At 48.1% G+C, this 13,345-nt stretch carries 21 protein-coding genes; all 21 read left to right on the top strand.

The window, feature by feature from the left end; genetic code table 11:
- Positions 1–17: 17 nt before the first annotated feature.
- The 21 genes from BLR08_RS31130 (at position 18) to gpG (ending at position 13,315) form a co-directional block, all read left to right on the top strand.
- On the top strand, positions 18–287 hold the full coding sequence (locus tag BLR08_RS31130) for a hypothetical protein (protein ID WP_218131572.1): 270 nt from the start codon (positions 18–20) through the stop codon (positions 285–287).
- On the top strand, positions 217–1,818 hold the full coding sequence (locus BLR08_RS14125; RefSeq protein ID WP_072330713.1) for a recombinase family protein: 1,602 nt from the start codon (positions 217–219) through the stop codon (positions 1,816–1,818). The genes BLR08_RS31130 and BLR08_RS14125 overlap by 71 nt, the downstream gene beginning before the upstream one ends.
- 171 nt (positions 1,819–1,989) lie before the next feature.
- The gene (locus tag BLR08_RS14120) at positions 1,990–2,181 is read left to right on the top strand and encodes a hypothetical protein (protein ID WP_072330565.1); all 192 of its coding nucleotides are present in this window, start codon (positions 1,990–1,992) and stop codon (positions 2,179–2,181) included.
- 105 nt (positions 2,182–2,286) lie between these two features.
- The gene (locus tag BLR08_RS14115) at positions 2,287–2,532 is read left to right on the top strand and encodes a hypothetical protein (RefSeq protein ID WP_083537086.1); all 246 of its coding nucleotides are present in this window, start codon (positions 2,287–2,289) and stop codon (positions 2,530–2,532) included.
- Positions 2,533–3,189: 657 nt separating this feature from the next.
- The gene (locus tag BLR08_RS14110) at positions 3,190–3,471 is read left to right on the top strand and encodes a hypothetical protein (RefSeq protein WP_072330567.1); all 282 of its coding nucleotides are present in this window, start codon (positions 3,190–3,192) and stop codon (positions 3,469–3,471) included.
- 25 nt (positions 3,472–3,496) lie between these two features.
- Positions 3,497–3,820, top strand: a complete 324-nt coding sequence (locus BLR08_RS14105) for a hypothetical protein (RefSeq protein WP_072330569.1) — start codon at positions 3,497–3,499, stop codon at positions 3,818–3,820.
- 4 nt (positions 3,821–3,824) lie between these two features.
- Positions 3,825–4,040, top strand: coding sequence for a hypothetical protein (locus BLR08_RS14100; RefSeq protein ID WP_072330571.1), 216 nt, complete (start codon positions 3,825–3,827; stop codon positions 4,038–4,040).
- Entirely contained in the window at positions 4,037–4,351 is a 315-nt protein-coding gene (locus BLR08_RS14095) for an HNH endonuclease (protein ID WP_072330573.1), read from the top strand. Before BLR08_RS14100 ends, BLR08_RS14095 begins: the two co-directional genes overlap by 4 nt.
- 4 nt (positions 4,352–4,355) lie before the next feature.
- The gene (locus BLR08_RS14090) at positions 4,356–4,685 is read left to right on the top strand and encodes a hypothetical protein (RefSeq protein ID WP_072330575.1); all 330 of its coding nucleotides are present in this window, start codon (positions 4,356–4,358) and stop codon (positions 4,683–4,685) included.
- A gap of 264 nt (positions 4,686–4,949) precedes the next feature.
- Positions 4,950–5,324: a P27 family phage terminase small subunit gene (locus BLR08_RS14085; RefSeq protein ID WP_072330577.1), complete on the top strand. Its 375-nt coding sequence runs from the start codon at positions 4,950–4,952 to the stop codon at positions 5,322–5,324.
- Positions 5,302–7,005 (top strand): terminase large subunit, encoded by a 1,704-nt coding sequence (locus BLR08_RS14080; protein ID WP_256257616.1) that lies wholly within the window; start codon positions 5,302–5,304, stop codon positions 7,003–7,005. The genes BLR08_RS14085 and BLR08_RS14080 overlap by 23 nt, the downstream gene beginning before the upstream one ends.
- A 7-nt stretch (positions 7,006–7,012) precedes the next feature.
- Positions 7,013–8,233 carry a phage portal protein gene (locus tag BLR08_RS14075; protein ID WP_072330581.1) on the top strand — a complete coding sequence of 407 codons (1,221 nt, stop codon included), beginning with the start codon at positions 7,013–7,015 and terminating at the stop codon, positions 8,231–8,233.
- On the top strand, positions 8,214–8,969 hold the full coding sequence (locus tag BLR08_RS14070; protein ID WP_072330583.1) for a head maturation protease, ClpP-related: 756 nt from the start codon (positions 8,214–8,216) through the stop codon (positions 8,967–8,969). The genes BLR08_RS14075 and BLR08_RS14070 overlap by 20 nt, the downstream gene beginning before the upstream one ends.
- Before the next feature lie 3 nt (positions 8,970–8,972).
- On the top strand, positions 8,973–10,112 hold the full coding sequence (locus BLR08_RS14065; protein WP_072330585.1) for a phage major capsid protein: 1,140 nt from the start codon (positions 8,973–8,975) through the stop codon (positions 10,110–10,112).
- 288 nt (positions 10,113–10,400) lie between these two features.
- Positions 10,401–10,670, top strand: a complete 270-nt coding sequence (locus BLR08_RS14055) for a head-tail connector protein (protein WP_083537088.1) — start codon at positions 10,401–10,403, stop codon at positions 10,668–10,670.
- Positions 10,671–10,674: 4 nt separating this feature from the next.
- The gene (locus BLR08_RS14050) at positions 10,675–11,004 is read left to right on the top strand and encodes a hypothetical protein (protein WP_072330589.1); all 330 of its coding nucleotides are present in this window, start codon (positions 10,675–10,677) and stop codon (positions 11,002–11,004) included.
- Positions 10,979–11,323: a phage head closure protein gene (locus tag BLR08_RS14045; protein ID WP_072330591.1), complete on the top strand. Its 345-nt coding sequence runs from the start codon at positions 10,979–10,981 to the stop codon at positions 11,321–11,323. The genes BLR08_RS14050 and BLR08_RS14045 overlap by 26 nt, the downstream gene beginning before the upstream one ends.
- Positions 11,316–11,711, top strand: a complete 396-nt coding sequence (locus BLR08_RS14040) for an HK97-gp10 family putative phage morphogenesis protein (RefSeq protein WP_072330593.1) — start codon at positions 11,316–11,318, stop codon at positions 11,709–11,711. Before BLR08_RS14045 ends, BLR08_RS14040 begins: the two co-directional genes overlap by 8 nt.
- Entirely contained in the window at positions 11,708–12,073 is a 366-nt protein-coding gene (locus BLR08_RS14035; protein WP_083537090.1) for a tail completion protein gp17, read from the top strand. The genes BLR08_RS14040 and BLR08_RS14035 overlap by 4 nt, the downstream gene beginning before the upstream one ends.
- 5 nt (positions 12,074–12,078) lie before the next feature.
- Positions 12,079–12,966 (top strand): major tail protein, encoded by an 888-nt coding sequence (locus BLR08_RS14030; protein ID WP_072330595.1) that lies wholly within the window; start codon positions 12,079–12,081, stop codon positions 12,964–12,966.
- Positions 12,967–13,012: 46 nt separating this feature from the next.
- Positions 13,013–13,315 carry a phage tail assembly chaperone G gene (gene gpG / locus BLR08_RS14025; protein ID WP_072330597.1) on the top strand — a complete coding sequence of 101 codons (303 nt, stop codon included), beginning with the start codon at positions 13,013–13,015 and terminating at the stop codon, positions 13,313–13,315.
- The last annotated feature ends 30 nt before the right edge of the window (positions 13,316–13,345 follow it).

The following is a 13,345-nucleotide window of genomic DNA, read 5'->3' as shown; positions in this document are numbered from 1 at the left end:
TCATAAGATAAAAGTGGGTGATGCCGATGGGTAGAGGTGGCAACAAGCAAAAAGCAAAAGCCTACAGTATCGAAGTAATCCGTGTTGGGGACAAATCCGACGAAATTATGAGGTCCATCGTCAAGAGAGAAATCAAAAAAGTGCTGGAGAAAAATGGAGTTATAGCGTACAATCTTGATGATGTTTTGACTAAATACATTACGGAGGAAACGTGTAATGAGCAAAAAGAAGAAGAAAAAAGCAGCTTACGTACGCGTATCAACGTTAAAGGAAACTCAACAGGATAGCCCAGAACACCAAGAATCAATGATACGATCCCACGCAAGCCGCATGGAGATGGAGATTGACCATGTCTATGAGGACAGGGATTCAGCGACGAGTATGATGAGCAGGGACGACGTCATGCGAATGATTGCGGATGCCAAGAGGGGTGAAATCGATACCCTCTTTTTCGCGTCTCTATCTAGGTTTAGTCGCGATGCATTAGATGCCATCTCGCTGAAAAGGACTTTGGTGAACGCGCTGAAGGTAAGGGTTATTTCGATCGAGGATGGATATGATTCCGCCTTAAAAGACGACGAGCTCCTCTTCGGAATAAAGTCCGTAGTAAACCAAGATCAGAGCGGAGCTATAAGCGTTTCATCCAGGCGGGGGATCAATGAGTCCGCGGAAGCCGGTAACTTCACGGGATCTATCGCCCCTTATGGATATAAAAAAGTACTTGTACCCGGGGAAGGAATCAATGGAAAACCTCGTAAATCCCTCGAAATTGTTCCCGAAAAGGCTGAAATCGTGAGGATGATTTTCGAACTGGCCAGTGAGGGCATGGGGGCAAAGAGTATCACAAAGTACCTGAATGGAGAAAACCCTGCTGGCGTTCAATACCCGTCCTATTTTGGAGGCCCATTCGGGCTCACATCGGTACAAAATATTCTTAAAAACGAAAATTACACAGGGTATACGGTCTTTGGTAAATTTACGAATGAGGTTGCTTATAATGACCTAAGCAATCTAATGGATCGCAGAAAAAAGCTAGTGAAGAAACCTGAATCTGAGTGGAAAAGAACTAAGTTTCAAACACATGAAGCTATAATTTCAAAGGAATTGTTCGACAAAGTCAAAGGGGCTAGGCTGCAGCAAGGCGGAAATACAAGGGGCGGCAGAAGGAATTTCGTTAATGTCTTTGCGAAGCTAATATTTTGTGAATCATGTGGTTCCGCAATGGTTTCTATGGCCGGAAAGAAGCCAAAAAGTGAAAATTATGAGTATCGGTATCTTGCTTGCTCGCGGCGGAGAAGGATGGGCGCTCGGGGATGCAATAATGACAAATGGATACCATACCAGCCATTTCGAGATGATATTATCGCCGAGCTAATCAAGCTCATGCGGGAGAAAATGAAGTTGATTGAGAAGGAAGGCATCCAATCGATCATGCTCGGTGCCAATGATGGAGGCAATGACCGGGAGAAAGAAAAAAAGAAGCTCACCAAGAATCTCGAAAGCTTCCGCAAACTGTTATTCGAGATCAGACGTCAGCATATGCTCGAAGAAATTGATGCAGCACAGTATGAATTTGAAAAGGATCAGTACGAAAAGGATATCGCGACAATTGAATCAAGACTTGCGGCAATTGAATACGCTGAAAAGCGAGTTGTTGATCTGGAGAAAAATGCAAGAGAAATTAAAATCGCTCTGGGCAAGCTGACTAACCTGAAAACTTATGATAATGTGGAAAAGACGCGGCCGCTGCTAATGGAGATAATTAGGCGCATTGATATTAATCATGAGGGACAAGCACGCTTGCAGACATACTTATGACGTTTGCGTACTTGAAAACATATCTCCAACGTGATATAGTTTGAAGCACACAATATGTGATGCTTCTTTTTTTGCGCCAGTGAGTATCTATAAGTGTAGGCGTGGCGCGGCATCAGGGGGATCGGGCACAAGGTTGATAATGCCGGCGGGCTTACGCGGGGAAGTTTTGTAATGTCGGATTATAGTGAAGCCAGAAATAAAGCGGTCAATGAAAGTATATCCGGTATGAAATTACGTGCTGGTTTAAAGGATTTAACTGATGAGCAATGGGAAGTGATATCGTATTATGTAATGATTGCTTTTATTGATGGCAAAGATTATGCCCTAGAAAAGTACATCCTTAAGAATACTCAAATAACTTAAGGGGCTTCGGCCCCTCTTAGGAGGGACTCGCATGAACGTCATAACTTGGATCATCGCAATATCCGCGCTGTTGCTGTCTATCGCTGCGCTGCTCAGGGTGCGTAAATGACGCACTGGATGCGTGAGGCGGCGGACAGGATTGGAGGCTACCGAACCGGTACGCTCGTTATCGAGTGCGGCACGGTAAGCCTCCAAGATGCCGCAGGGTCGTTAACGGAGTTGTCGGAAGAGGATTGGATCGAAGTGCTTAATGATGGAGTGTTCGAGCCTGTCACGCTGCAGCGGGCCTTGACGTTGCGGACGGCGGAGGGGTGGCCGCTACTTGGCGGACTATATGCTAGGATAAAATAAAGAAATGACTACTTAAGGCGAAGCAGCTCAAAATGGGCTGCTATTTTTGTTTTGTCATTAAATGACCGAATCGATGAAAATTTTGATCGAAATTTGCAAAATAAATGATTGAAACGTGTGTGTTGCTGGACTTGATAGGGTGTATATTTGTATTATCGAGAATTGAGCAAGAGGGAAACACAAAAGTATGAGGGGAGCAATCGCTCCTCTCTTGACGGGAATGCATGTTCGCTGTAAAATGGTCTTATCCCTTCTTTGCACTTAGTAACAAAGTACGTATGCTTTTAAATGCACGAGCGCAGCAATGTGCGGTCTTCGCCCACTGCGTTCGAGATCGAAACCCGTTCCGCGACACACACTCACGTGCTCCGGGCGGGTTTTTTAGTGCCATCCTTTCGAAGGTTGATAAAAAACGGTCGACGAAGTCGATCACGTCGGGTGAATGCCGAAGGCAGAGGGGCGGCGTTTGAGCCCCTTTCTTTAAATACGCTCGAGCGTGACTTTAGTGCTCTAAGAGAGTTCTAGCGTCTAAACAGGCCCATATATAGTTATGCGGGACTTGACTAATAGCACACGGTCAAAAAAATATTGTTCCACCAGGCTGCTCATACGAGTGGCCTTTTTTATGCCCAAAACCAGTAGAGGAGTTGATTATCCATGCTAACCATTTGTAATGAAGGGTGCAGCAAACAATTCTACATCAGCGACATGCCGACAGAAATACTTCCTGGAGGCGTGGAGAAGACCCATTTCAAGTGCCCGCATTGCCAGCACGAATATGTGTCGTTTTACACCGATGTCGAGATCAGAAAGCTTCAGGCAAAGATCAGGGACGTGCTTAAAAATAATGGGAAGACCACCCGAGTGGAAAAGTTGAGAGCCCAGATTAAAGAGAAGATGGATACGCTGCGATCCAAGGTTGAGAGGACATCGGTTTAAAAACGAAGAATGGAGGGAAGGAGTTATGAGCGAAAGCGAAGCAGCAAAGGAGGCGTTGGTAGCTGCAATTACGGACCATGCCTATGACCAATACTGCAGCCGCGTTGAAAAGGTCAGCAGAGGCGATCTGGTTGCTCTCGTGCAGCAACAGCTCGACGATCTGGACTATGACTACCGAAAGAAATCATTCATCCACTTAGCCGGCATATGGTGGGTTTACACCATAGAGGACAATCGATTCGTGATGGTCACCTGCTACGGCCGGAGTGACTGGAACGTGCCGCATGCTCTACACTGGGCACGATCGCAGAAAGACAGGTTGGATTTTACGAAACCACTGGAGGTGTAAAGCTATGAATGAACAGGAAAAGGAACTGTATTCAGAGCAAATTAAACTATGGTTTGAAGAACAGGTCATCATCAGGAGAGAGTTGGAGAGAACACACGAAAGTCATCAAGCTTTAGCTGAGTTAAACCGCAAGCAACTCCAACTGCATAATGCACGGATCAATATTGCTGTTACTGAATACAACGAATGGGCAGCTGCTAACGCTTATCCGAGCTTGTGAAGAAAACAGTCGACCCTTTCTACAAATCTGCTGCATGGCTCAAGTGCAGGGAAGCCGTACTGATTCGGGATCATTACCTGTGTCAGCCCTGCTTACGAAAACAGAAAATCACCTGCGCTTATGCAGTCCACCACATTCAATCATTGCACGATAGGCCAGACCTTGCGCTTACTATGGACAACTTGGAAAGCATCTGCGCAGCATGCCATAACAAGGAGCATCCGGAGAAAGCTGCGGGGAAGCGTAAGGAGCATCTGCTCAAGCGTAGGGCTACGATACTGAAATCAAAGGCAAATGAGGAAAGGTGGTAATTAGATGGACTTATACGTATTGGCAAAGGACGGAGCTCAAGCACAATTCTTGTGGCGGTTTATCAGGGAGCAGCTCGGAAGCAACGGCTTCAGCAGAGTGAAGATGACCAGCAGTAGATTCATGCCAGATGGTTTGAACCCTGCAAACATGACGATCTTGTTGTGCGGCGAATATTGGATGAATCCAGCGCTTCGAATTATCGAAGGACTCGCATTCGAACAGCGAGGTGCCTTGATTGTGAAGGTGGATCCGTTAACCCATAAACCCCAATGGCCGGAAGTGAGGAGCTCAGAAGAAGGTCATGCATTAACGAAACCAGGTCGAGAGCCTTGAACTCATACGAATAAAAGGGGGCGCGCGGCGGCTGACGAAGATGTCGCCAGAAGGACGGCAAAAACGGAAAAAGGGGAATGAGGGCAGCCGAAGAACGCCTTCCTAGGATCGATTCTAAGGAGGCTAAGCACGAAGGTGGGTTTGTTACCGGAAAAAGTCGTGAAGCCCCCCCTGGCATCGAACTTGGGGGTCTGAGCTGCTCCGGACCGGTGGGCCACCTTCGTTTTCGGCGTGGGATCATTTTCATTACGAGGGGGGGGTGTCATGGGGCACAAACCGAAAAAAGAGATCAAGCACAGAGCAGCAAAGCAACTATTTGAAATCATCATTCGAGAACTTGAGATCGATGAGAATCTATCCGATCGAACGATAATGATTACGGACAATATGGCGCTGTTGGAGCAGTTGAAACAGCAACACATCGAAGACATCAAAAACCGAGGTGTAGTCGAACTTTTTGTCAATGGAGCGCAGCAAATGTACCGTCAGAACAAGTCTGTCGACGCTGTAATCAAAATTATTGAGCACCAACGAAAGTTGCAAGCGGAGCTGAAACTCACCCCTGCCTCAGACCGAAAGGTGTCCGGCGTCGTCAATCCGGAAGGTGGAGATCAGGGTGACGATTTTACCGCTTTCTGAGCCGCCCAAACTCCAGACAACTCAATACGCTTGTGATGTAATTAATGGGAAGGTCATAGCATCTAAGAAAGTAAAACAGGCTTGTCAGCGGCATTTAAATGACCTGAAAAGGCAAGGAACCAATTCGTTTCCGTACGTTTTTGACGAAGAAAAGGGCTATAGGCCAGTCGAATACATCGAAAAATTCTGTAAACCGTCCATGGGTGACTATGACAAATTGGTGCTGCAGCCGTGGCAGCATTTCATTGTCGGTTCACTCTATGGGTGGGTGCATAAAGATACCGGCCTCCGACGCTTCCGTGAGGGGCTTATTTTTGTTGCTCGGAAGAATGGTAAGTCGGCAATCGTGTCCGGCCTGTCTCTCTATGGCGCATCGAAGGACGGAGAGAACGGCGCAAGGGTTTTCCAGCTGGCCAACTCAAAGGAGCAAGCCAGGGAGCTATTTGACGAGTGCAAGGCCATGATCAAGGCTTCGCCGCTGCTCCGGAAGCACTTCGACGAAACGCTGCATGAGATCCGCTTCCGCCGGACGATGTCTAAGATAATGCCGCTTGCTACAGACAGCAAGAAACTGGATGGCAAGAACTGCAGTATGGGCGCTTTCGACGAGATTCATGAGTACAAGACGTACAAGCTGATCAACGTCATTAAGAACTCCACCGGCGCGCGTAAGCAGCCCATGATTCTCTATATCACAACAGCCGGCTATCAGCTCGACGGACCGCTTATGGACTACTACGACAAAGCAGCCGATGTACTGGAAGGAGTATACCCGGCAGATCATGCATTTTACTTCATCGCGGAGATTGATCCTGAGGATGATGTTGAAGATCCGATAAACTGGCCGAAGGCAAATCCGAACTTGGGCATCACAATCAAACTTGAGGATATGCTCAAGGAATGGGAAGATCGCAAGCATATCCCGGCAGAGCGGAACGACTTCGTCACAAAGCGGCTCAACCGGTTTGTTCAGTCCGATGAGCAATCATTCGTGGATTTCGAAATACTCAGGTCAAACGACAAGATGATCGACATCAATACCTTAACCGGTCGCCCGTGTATCGGGAGCTTCGATCTTTCCGAATCCGAGGATTTCACTTCTGCCTGCCTAGAATTTCCCTTGGGCGATGGCAATGTGTTTGTGCTTTCTCACTCCTGGATTCCGCAACGGAAAGTGGATCTGGACAACGAAGGGTTACCGTTTAGAGAGTGGGAGGCAGATGGACTGCTTACCATCAGCCCGGGGAGATACGTTAAGTATGAGCTCATATATGAGTGGTTCGTGAAACAAGCGGAGTTGTATGCTATTGAATTGATAGGATATGACCCGGCCAATGCATTTCGCTTGGTCGAGGATTTGAAGGCGTATGGGTTTAACACTCTGGTCGTTCGCCAGGGCCCTCTGACGCTCAGCCCTGCACTTAAAGACGCCAAGGAGCTACTTATCGATGGGAGGGTAATCTTCAACCAAAACCCGCTGTTCCGCTGGTATTTGAACAACGTGAAACTGGTCGAGGATCAGAAGAAGAACTGGATGCCGACCAAGCAGGGCAGGTACAGGAAGATCGATGGGTTCGCGGCCTGGCTCAACGCACATACTGAGGTCATGAAAAAGATGGCCATACCGCAGGCGACCGGTAATGTAGAGTTCATCAGCATCAATGACCTGCTGGGGAGGTGAATAACATTTGAAGTGGGGACAACGACTCAAACTGGCCTGGAATGTTGTTAGGAACAATGTCCAGGGCGTAGGAGATGGCTTCGGGAAGTGGTTCTTCGGCGGCAGATCGATCTTCGCCGGCAGGTCTGGAAATACGTTGGCGACGAATGAGACGATTTTTGCAGCTGTAACCAGACTATCTAACTCAATGGCGTCGCTGCCGCTGAAGCTTTATAAGGAATTTGATCCTATTGTTTCTGCTACGTCGGATATGTTGGCTAATGCTCCTAACAACAATATGACCGGGTTTGACTTCATTCGAACGATGGAGACATTCCGGAACGTAACAGGGAACGCCTATGCACTAAAAATGTATGATGCAAGGTATCAAGTCTCATCATTGCTCATTCTAGACCCGTCTTATGTGGAGCCGGTCGTGGAGCAGGGGACAAACGAACTCTGGTACTCAATTAACGGCGACAAAGGGCAGTATTACGTTCACAATATGGATATGATCCACGTCAAGCACATCCATACCACTGGATACAAGGGTATTAGCCCCATCGATGTTCTTGCGAATACGATCGAATTTGACCGAGAAGTTCGAAAGTTCAGTTTGGATCAGATGGACACAGCGATCAAGGCATCCTTCATCCTGAAGATGGCCACACATCTCGGCAAGGAGAAGAAAGAAGAAATTCTCGAGAACTTCAAACAGTTCTACAAAGAAAACGGTGGCGTGATCATCCAAGAATCTGGTGTTGAGGTCCAATCAATCGATCGGAAGTTCATCGATACGAAGGTTTTTGAGGTCGAAAAGATTACAAAATCGCGTGTGGCAATGGTCTTTAATATCCCGCTGTACCTTCTCGGGGAGACCGATGGGGTAAGCTATTCCAGCATGGAGCAGCTTTCACTAGATTATGTGACCAATACCTTGGTTCCGATCGTTCGGCAATACGAACAGGAATTCAATCGGAAACTATTAACACGCGAAGAGCGTTTGCGAGGACTGTATTTCAAGTTCGCCGTGAACGCTCTTTTGCGTGGGGATATGCAGACCAGGGGCGAGTTTTACTTCAAGGGCATTCGATCGGGACTGTTCAAACCAAATGAGGTCCGCGCTTGGGAAGAGCTCCCTCCCGAAAAAGGCGGAGAAAAACTCTACATTAGCGGCGATCTCTACCCAATCGATACACCCGTTGAGCAGAGAAAGGGGGTGAACAAGAGTGAGCAAACACACGGCTAAACAGAAATATTGGGAGTTTAAAGCTGCGGCAACTGATGGTCAAGGGGACCTGTTCATCTATGGTGATATCACATCCTGGGAATGGGATGACTCGGATACGTCGGCCAATAGTTTCAAACGCGACCTGGACGCCCTCGGAGACATCCAAACGCTGAACCTATACATCAACTCACCAGGCGGCTCCGTGTTCGAGGGTGTGGCGATATACAACATCCTGAAGCGCCACAAGGCCCGTGTGAACGTCCACGTCGATGGTCTGGCAGCGTCTATTGCCTCGGTCATTGCGATGGCAGGGGACGCCATTTATATGCCTCGTAACGCGATGATGATGATCCATAACCCATGGACTGTTACTTGGGGAAATGCCAGTGAGTTGCGAAAGACTGCAGATGACCTTGACCGTATCGCAGGCAGTATGAAACACAGCTACCTAGATCGGGCTGGAGATAAATTGAATGACGCAAAGCTGACAGAACTCCTTGATGCTGAAACGTGGTTGTCGGCCCAAGAGTGCCTAGACTACGGATTGTGTGATGTTGTCGGTGATGCAAACCAGGCAGCGGCGTGCGTCAGCAATGAACTATTTGCGAAATACCGCAATGTCCCTAAGGCACTGGGGGCAACTACAACGCCGGCTGAACCAGTTGCTTCAGTGACAGCTGAGTACTTGCGGGAAGTCCAAGAGGCAGCAAAGCTTGAAATTCAAAATTTGAGAAGTTACTTAGGGGGAGTTTAATCAATGAAAACACTTTTTGACGTGAAAAATGACCTGGTCACCATCGGCAATGCCCTGGCTGCTACAAAGCAAGATAAACTGGCTGAAGCATCCAAGCCGGATGCAAATATCGAAACGATTAAAGCGTTGGAGACAAAAGAGTCCAACCTTCAGACTCGCTTCGATATCCTTCAAAAAGAGCATGATGCTATGGAGACCGAACAAAAGGCTGCACTGGCGGCGAAGGTACCTAAACAATTTGGCGCTAACTCCGCAGATCCCAAGGAACAAGTGAAGGCTGCTAAGGCATCCTTGTACCGTGCAACTGTCAAGGGTCAGGAAGTGACTCCAGATGTCAAGGCGGCCTTGGGCGATCATAATTCCACTGGCGGCGAGAAAATTTTGCCTTCTACGATGACAAATGAACTCTTGCATGAGCCGTTTGTTAAGAACCCCCTACGTAATCGGTCCACATTTACCAGTATCACCAATCTTGAAATCCCAAAGGTCAACTTCACTCTGGATGATGATGATTTTATTGCAGACACGGAGATGGCCAAAGAATTGAAAGTTGACGGCGATGTTGTAAGTTTCGGCCGGCACAAGTTTAAAGTCTTCGCGCCGATCTCTGAAACGATTTTGGCAGCCACTGACACAAACTTGGTCCAAACCGTTGATCGCGCACTGGAAAGCGGTTTGGCAGCAAAGGAGCGAAAGGTGGCCTTCACTAAGACTCCAAAAACTGGGGAAGAGCATATGAGTTTCTACTCGACTCAAAATGCAATCAAGGTTGTTACTGGGGCAGATAAGTACAAGGCCATCAAAGCTGCTATCGCGGACTTGCCTGAGGATTTCCGAGAAAGTGCCACTATTTACATGACATATGCAGATTACATGGACATTATCGAAACCCTTGCGAACGGTAGTGCTACTTTGTATAACGCACAACCCGAGCAAGTTCTCGGTAAGCCGGTTGAATTCTGCGACCTTGCGACGGACCCGGTAGTTGGGGATTTTTCGTACTCCCACTTTAACTACGACCCGAGTATTCTTTACGACCGAGACAAGAATGTTCGCACAGGCATTTGGGATTTTGTTTTGACAGCATGGATTGATCACCAAATCAAACTCAAGTCCGCATTTCGTATCGCAAAAAAGGCCTAGCTCTGCCTGGAACATGGCATCCAACAGGCAATGAGGGCTTGCACAACGGGGTAAACCACGTTGAGTTCGAGCTGTTGGATTCAGGCGGAGTTCGAGTCTCCCTCGCAGCCAGCAACGTGCAATATATCAAGAAAAACGGCATTAATCTGGTCCTTGACAGCAATGAAACGCTTTGGTTTAGCGAATCCAATCTTGCAGGTGACTACTCGTTCGAGATTTTTACCAAGGACGGGAAGCTTTACATCGCTACTCTGAATTGGATTCCTACGCCATGATCGGAGTGATACCATGGCTGAAATGGAACTGTCTCTGGAAAATGAGCTAAAGCCGTATCTGCGGATTGATGGGAGCGAGGATGATTCGGTCCTCGCTCTTTTAGTTGATGCCGCCAAAGAGTACCTGACCGACGCTGGTGTGCCGGAGTCGAATGCAGCGAAGTACAAGTTGGCAGTCATGCTCCTTGTCGCTCTCAATTATGAGAACCGCAACCCGGCAATGAAGATCGATAAGCTCAGTTTTTCGCTTGAATCAATCATTTTGCAGTTAAAAATGGGGTGAAAAAATGCAAAAATACCGTGTTTTAAGGACGTTTCGGGACAAGTTTACACTCGCAATCCATGAAACAGGTGGACTTTACCCTACCGATGATATCGAGCGGGCAGCGGACCTCCACCGGCGTGGCTTTATTGACGCGGGGGAAACTTCGGCGCCTACACAGGGGCAGTTGTTTGCAGGAAAAGATGAATCGCTGGGACATACAACTAACCCTGGAGAGGGAGGAACTGCGGTACCGAAGAAGCGCGGTGGTCGTAAGCCAAAGACTGCTGATCCTACGGTAGAAGTGCAGGAGCCGGAAGGCGGAGAAGATGTCGAATCCGACCAATCCGAGTAAGTACGATCGGCGCATTAAAATCCAGCGACAGGACGGTCACACGACGGACAACGAAGGGATTTTTACACCCAATTGGGTAGATATTATTTCACTTTGGGCTGCAAGGAGGCCTTTAAGGGGGCGGGAATTCTTCGCTGCAGCCGCTGTCAATGCTGAAAATACTGTCCGATACGAAATTCGATGCCGCCAAGGGATCGCAGAGGACATGCGCTTAATCGATAGCGGACGTATTTACAACATCATGGCCGTCCTAGATGATCCCAAAGGTGACGGAACCGAAACGCACCTGATGACGCAGGAGGCGCTGAAAAATGGCTAATGGGCGCGCAGAACTCTTGGGGGGTAAAGAAATGCTTGCAGCTATCAGGTCTAAGCTTAACGGCGCTGCCGATCGCCTGGAGAACAAGGCCTTGAAAACGGCTGGTGAACCCATTGCAGAGGCCATGAGCGCCCGAGTCAACGTCTCCAATCTCAAGTACAAGCACTTGAAACAGGACATCAAGGTGAGTCGTGTTATAAGACAGGATGGACTTAAGTTTGTACGCATAGGAGCGGGGAAGAAAACTGCCTGGCGCGGACATTTTCTGGAATGGGGGACATCGAAAATGTCTGCTCAACCATGGGCTGAACCAGGCTTCCTCGAAAAGAAGGGCGAAGCGCTCCAAATCCTTGTAGATGAGTTCCGAAAGGGGTTGCGGGGCAAGTGATTACTGATGTCAAAGCAATCCTACACGCTGCGCTGCTGGGCAATCAAGCATTGGTCTCCCTGCTCGGAGGTACTGAGATATATCAGCTCGTTTCTCCAAAATCGGAGACATACCCACGGGTCACGTACTTTGAAGTGAACAATCGCGACAGTTTTTTCGCCGACGATACTCCAATTGCAAGCGACATCGTCCTTCAGGTAGATATTTGGTCCAAAGGCAGTACTTCGGCTATTGCCAAAGAGGTTGATCGGACAATGAAGGAATTGGGGTATACCCGAACCTCTGGCGCTGATCTTTACGAGGAAGATACCAAGGTTTATCACAAAGCGCTCCGGTATCGGACGCGAATACAGGAGGATTGATTGAATTGGCAAAAAACATTCCGGTTGGATTGGATATGCTCTTTTACGCCTTAATGACCGATGAGTCGAATGAAACCTACGATACCCCGAAACGAATCTGGGGGGCTATCCAGGCCACGATCACCCCAACGATCAATAGCACCACACTTTACGCCGACGATATCGCATACGAAAGTGCGAGCTCTATGGGGGACATTGCTGTGTCGCTTAACGTGGCTGATATCCCATCGGCTGACCGTGCTGCATTGCTTGGTCATACGATTGATGCTAATGGTGGTGTTGACGAAAAGTCTACGGATATCGGACCGTACGTAGCAATTGGTTACCGCCGGCGCATGTCGAATAAAAAATTCCGTTATGTATGGTTGTACAAGGGCAGATTCACTCCAGGTGAAGAGGAAGCGAACACCAAAGGCGATACACCGACTTTTCAAACTCCAACAATTAATGCTACATTCATCTCCCGTCAGACAGATGAACGGTGGAGATATGGGGTTACTGAAGGTGATCCGGGTGTGTCCAATACGTTCATAAACAACTTCTTCAATACAGTTTACATTCCTGGAGCGGATACTACCTTGCCAACCGTTACAACAACGCCTGCAAACAACGCTACTGCGGTGCCGGCGAGCAGCTCGGTTAAGTGGACTTTCAACAAGGCAATCAACCCCGATACCGTTAATGCAGGTAATTTTTTGGTACAGAAGGCAGACGGAAGCGGTGCAGTACAAGGCACGCTGACCATTGACACTGCTCAGAAAGTTGTCACCTTTACCCCCGCGGCCAATCTTGCTGCAGCTACTGCGTACTTGGCGTCTGCTGGGCTTGGAGTCAAAGACATCGCCGGCAATGCTCTGGCTGCCACGAATATCATCAAATTTACTACTGCATAGAGGTCCTTCAGGGGCCTCTTTTTCATGATCGAGGAGGAGATTATCTATGGAAATCAAGCTTAAGGTAGAAGGCAAGGACACTACTTTCACGCAAGGCTTTATTTCGGGGCTCATGTTCCGGCGTACCCTGGAGATCCAAAAAAAGTTTGATGGAAAAATTGACGAAACAACGCTTGACGCAATGGTTGATTACGTTGTTGATCTCTTTGATAAACAGTTCAATCGAGATACTTTTTACAGAGGCGTCGATGCCAGAGTGCTGTTGCCGACAATTACGAATTGCATCAATGAGGTGGTAAATGGTGCCTCCGACGCTGTAGGGACAGATCCTGACGCCCCAAACGTGTAGAGGGGGAATTTGACCCCCAGCAATTTATCA

The sequence above is a fragment of the Paenibacillus sp. cl123 genome, assembly GCF_900101595.1.
Lineage (GTDB): Bacteria > Bacillota > Bacilli > Paenibacillales > NBRC-103111 > Paenibacillus_G.
This window is presented reverse-complemented; position numbering and strand designations above follow the sequence as displayed.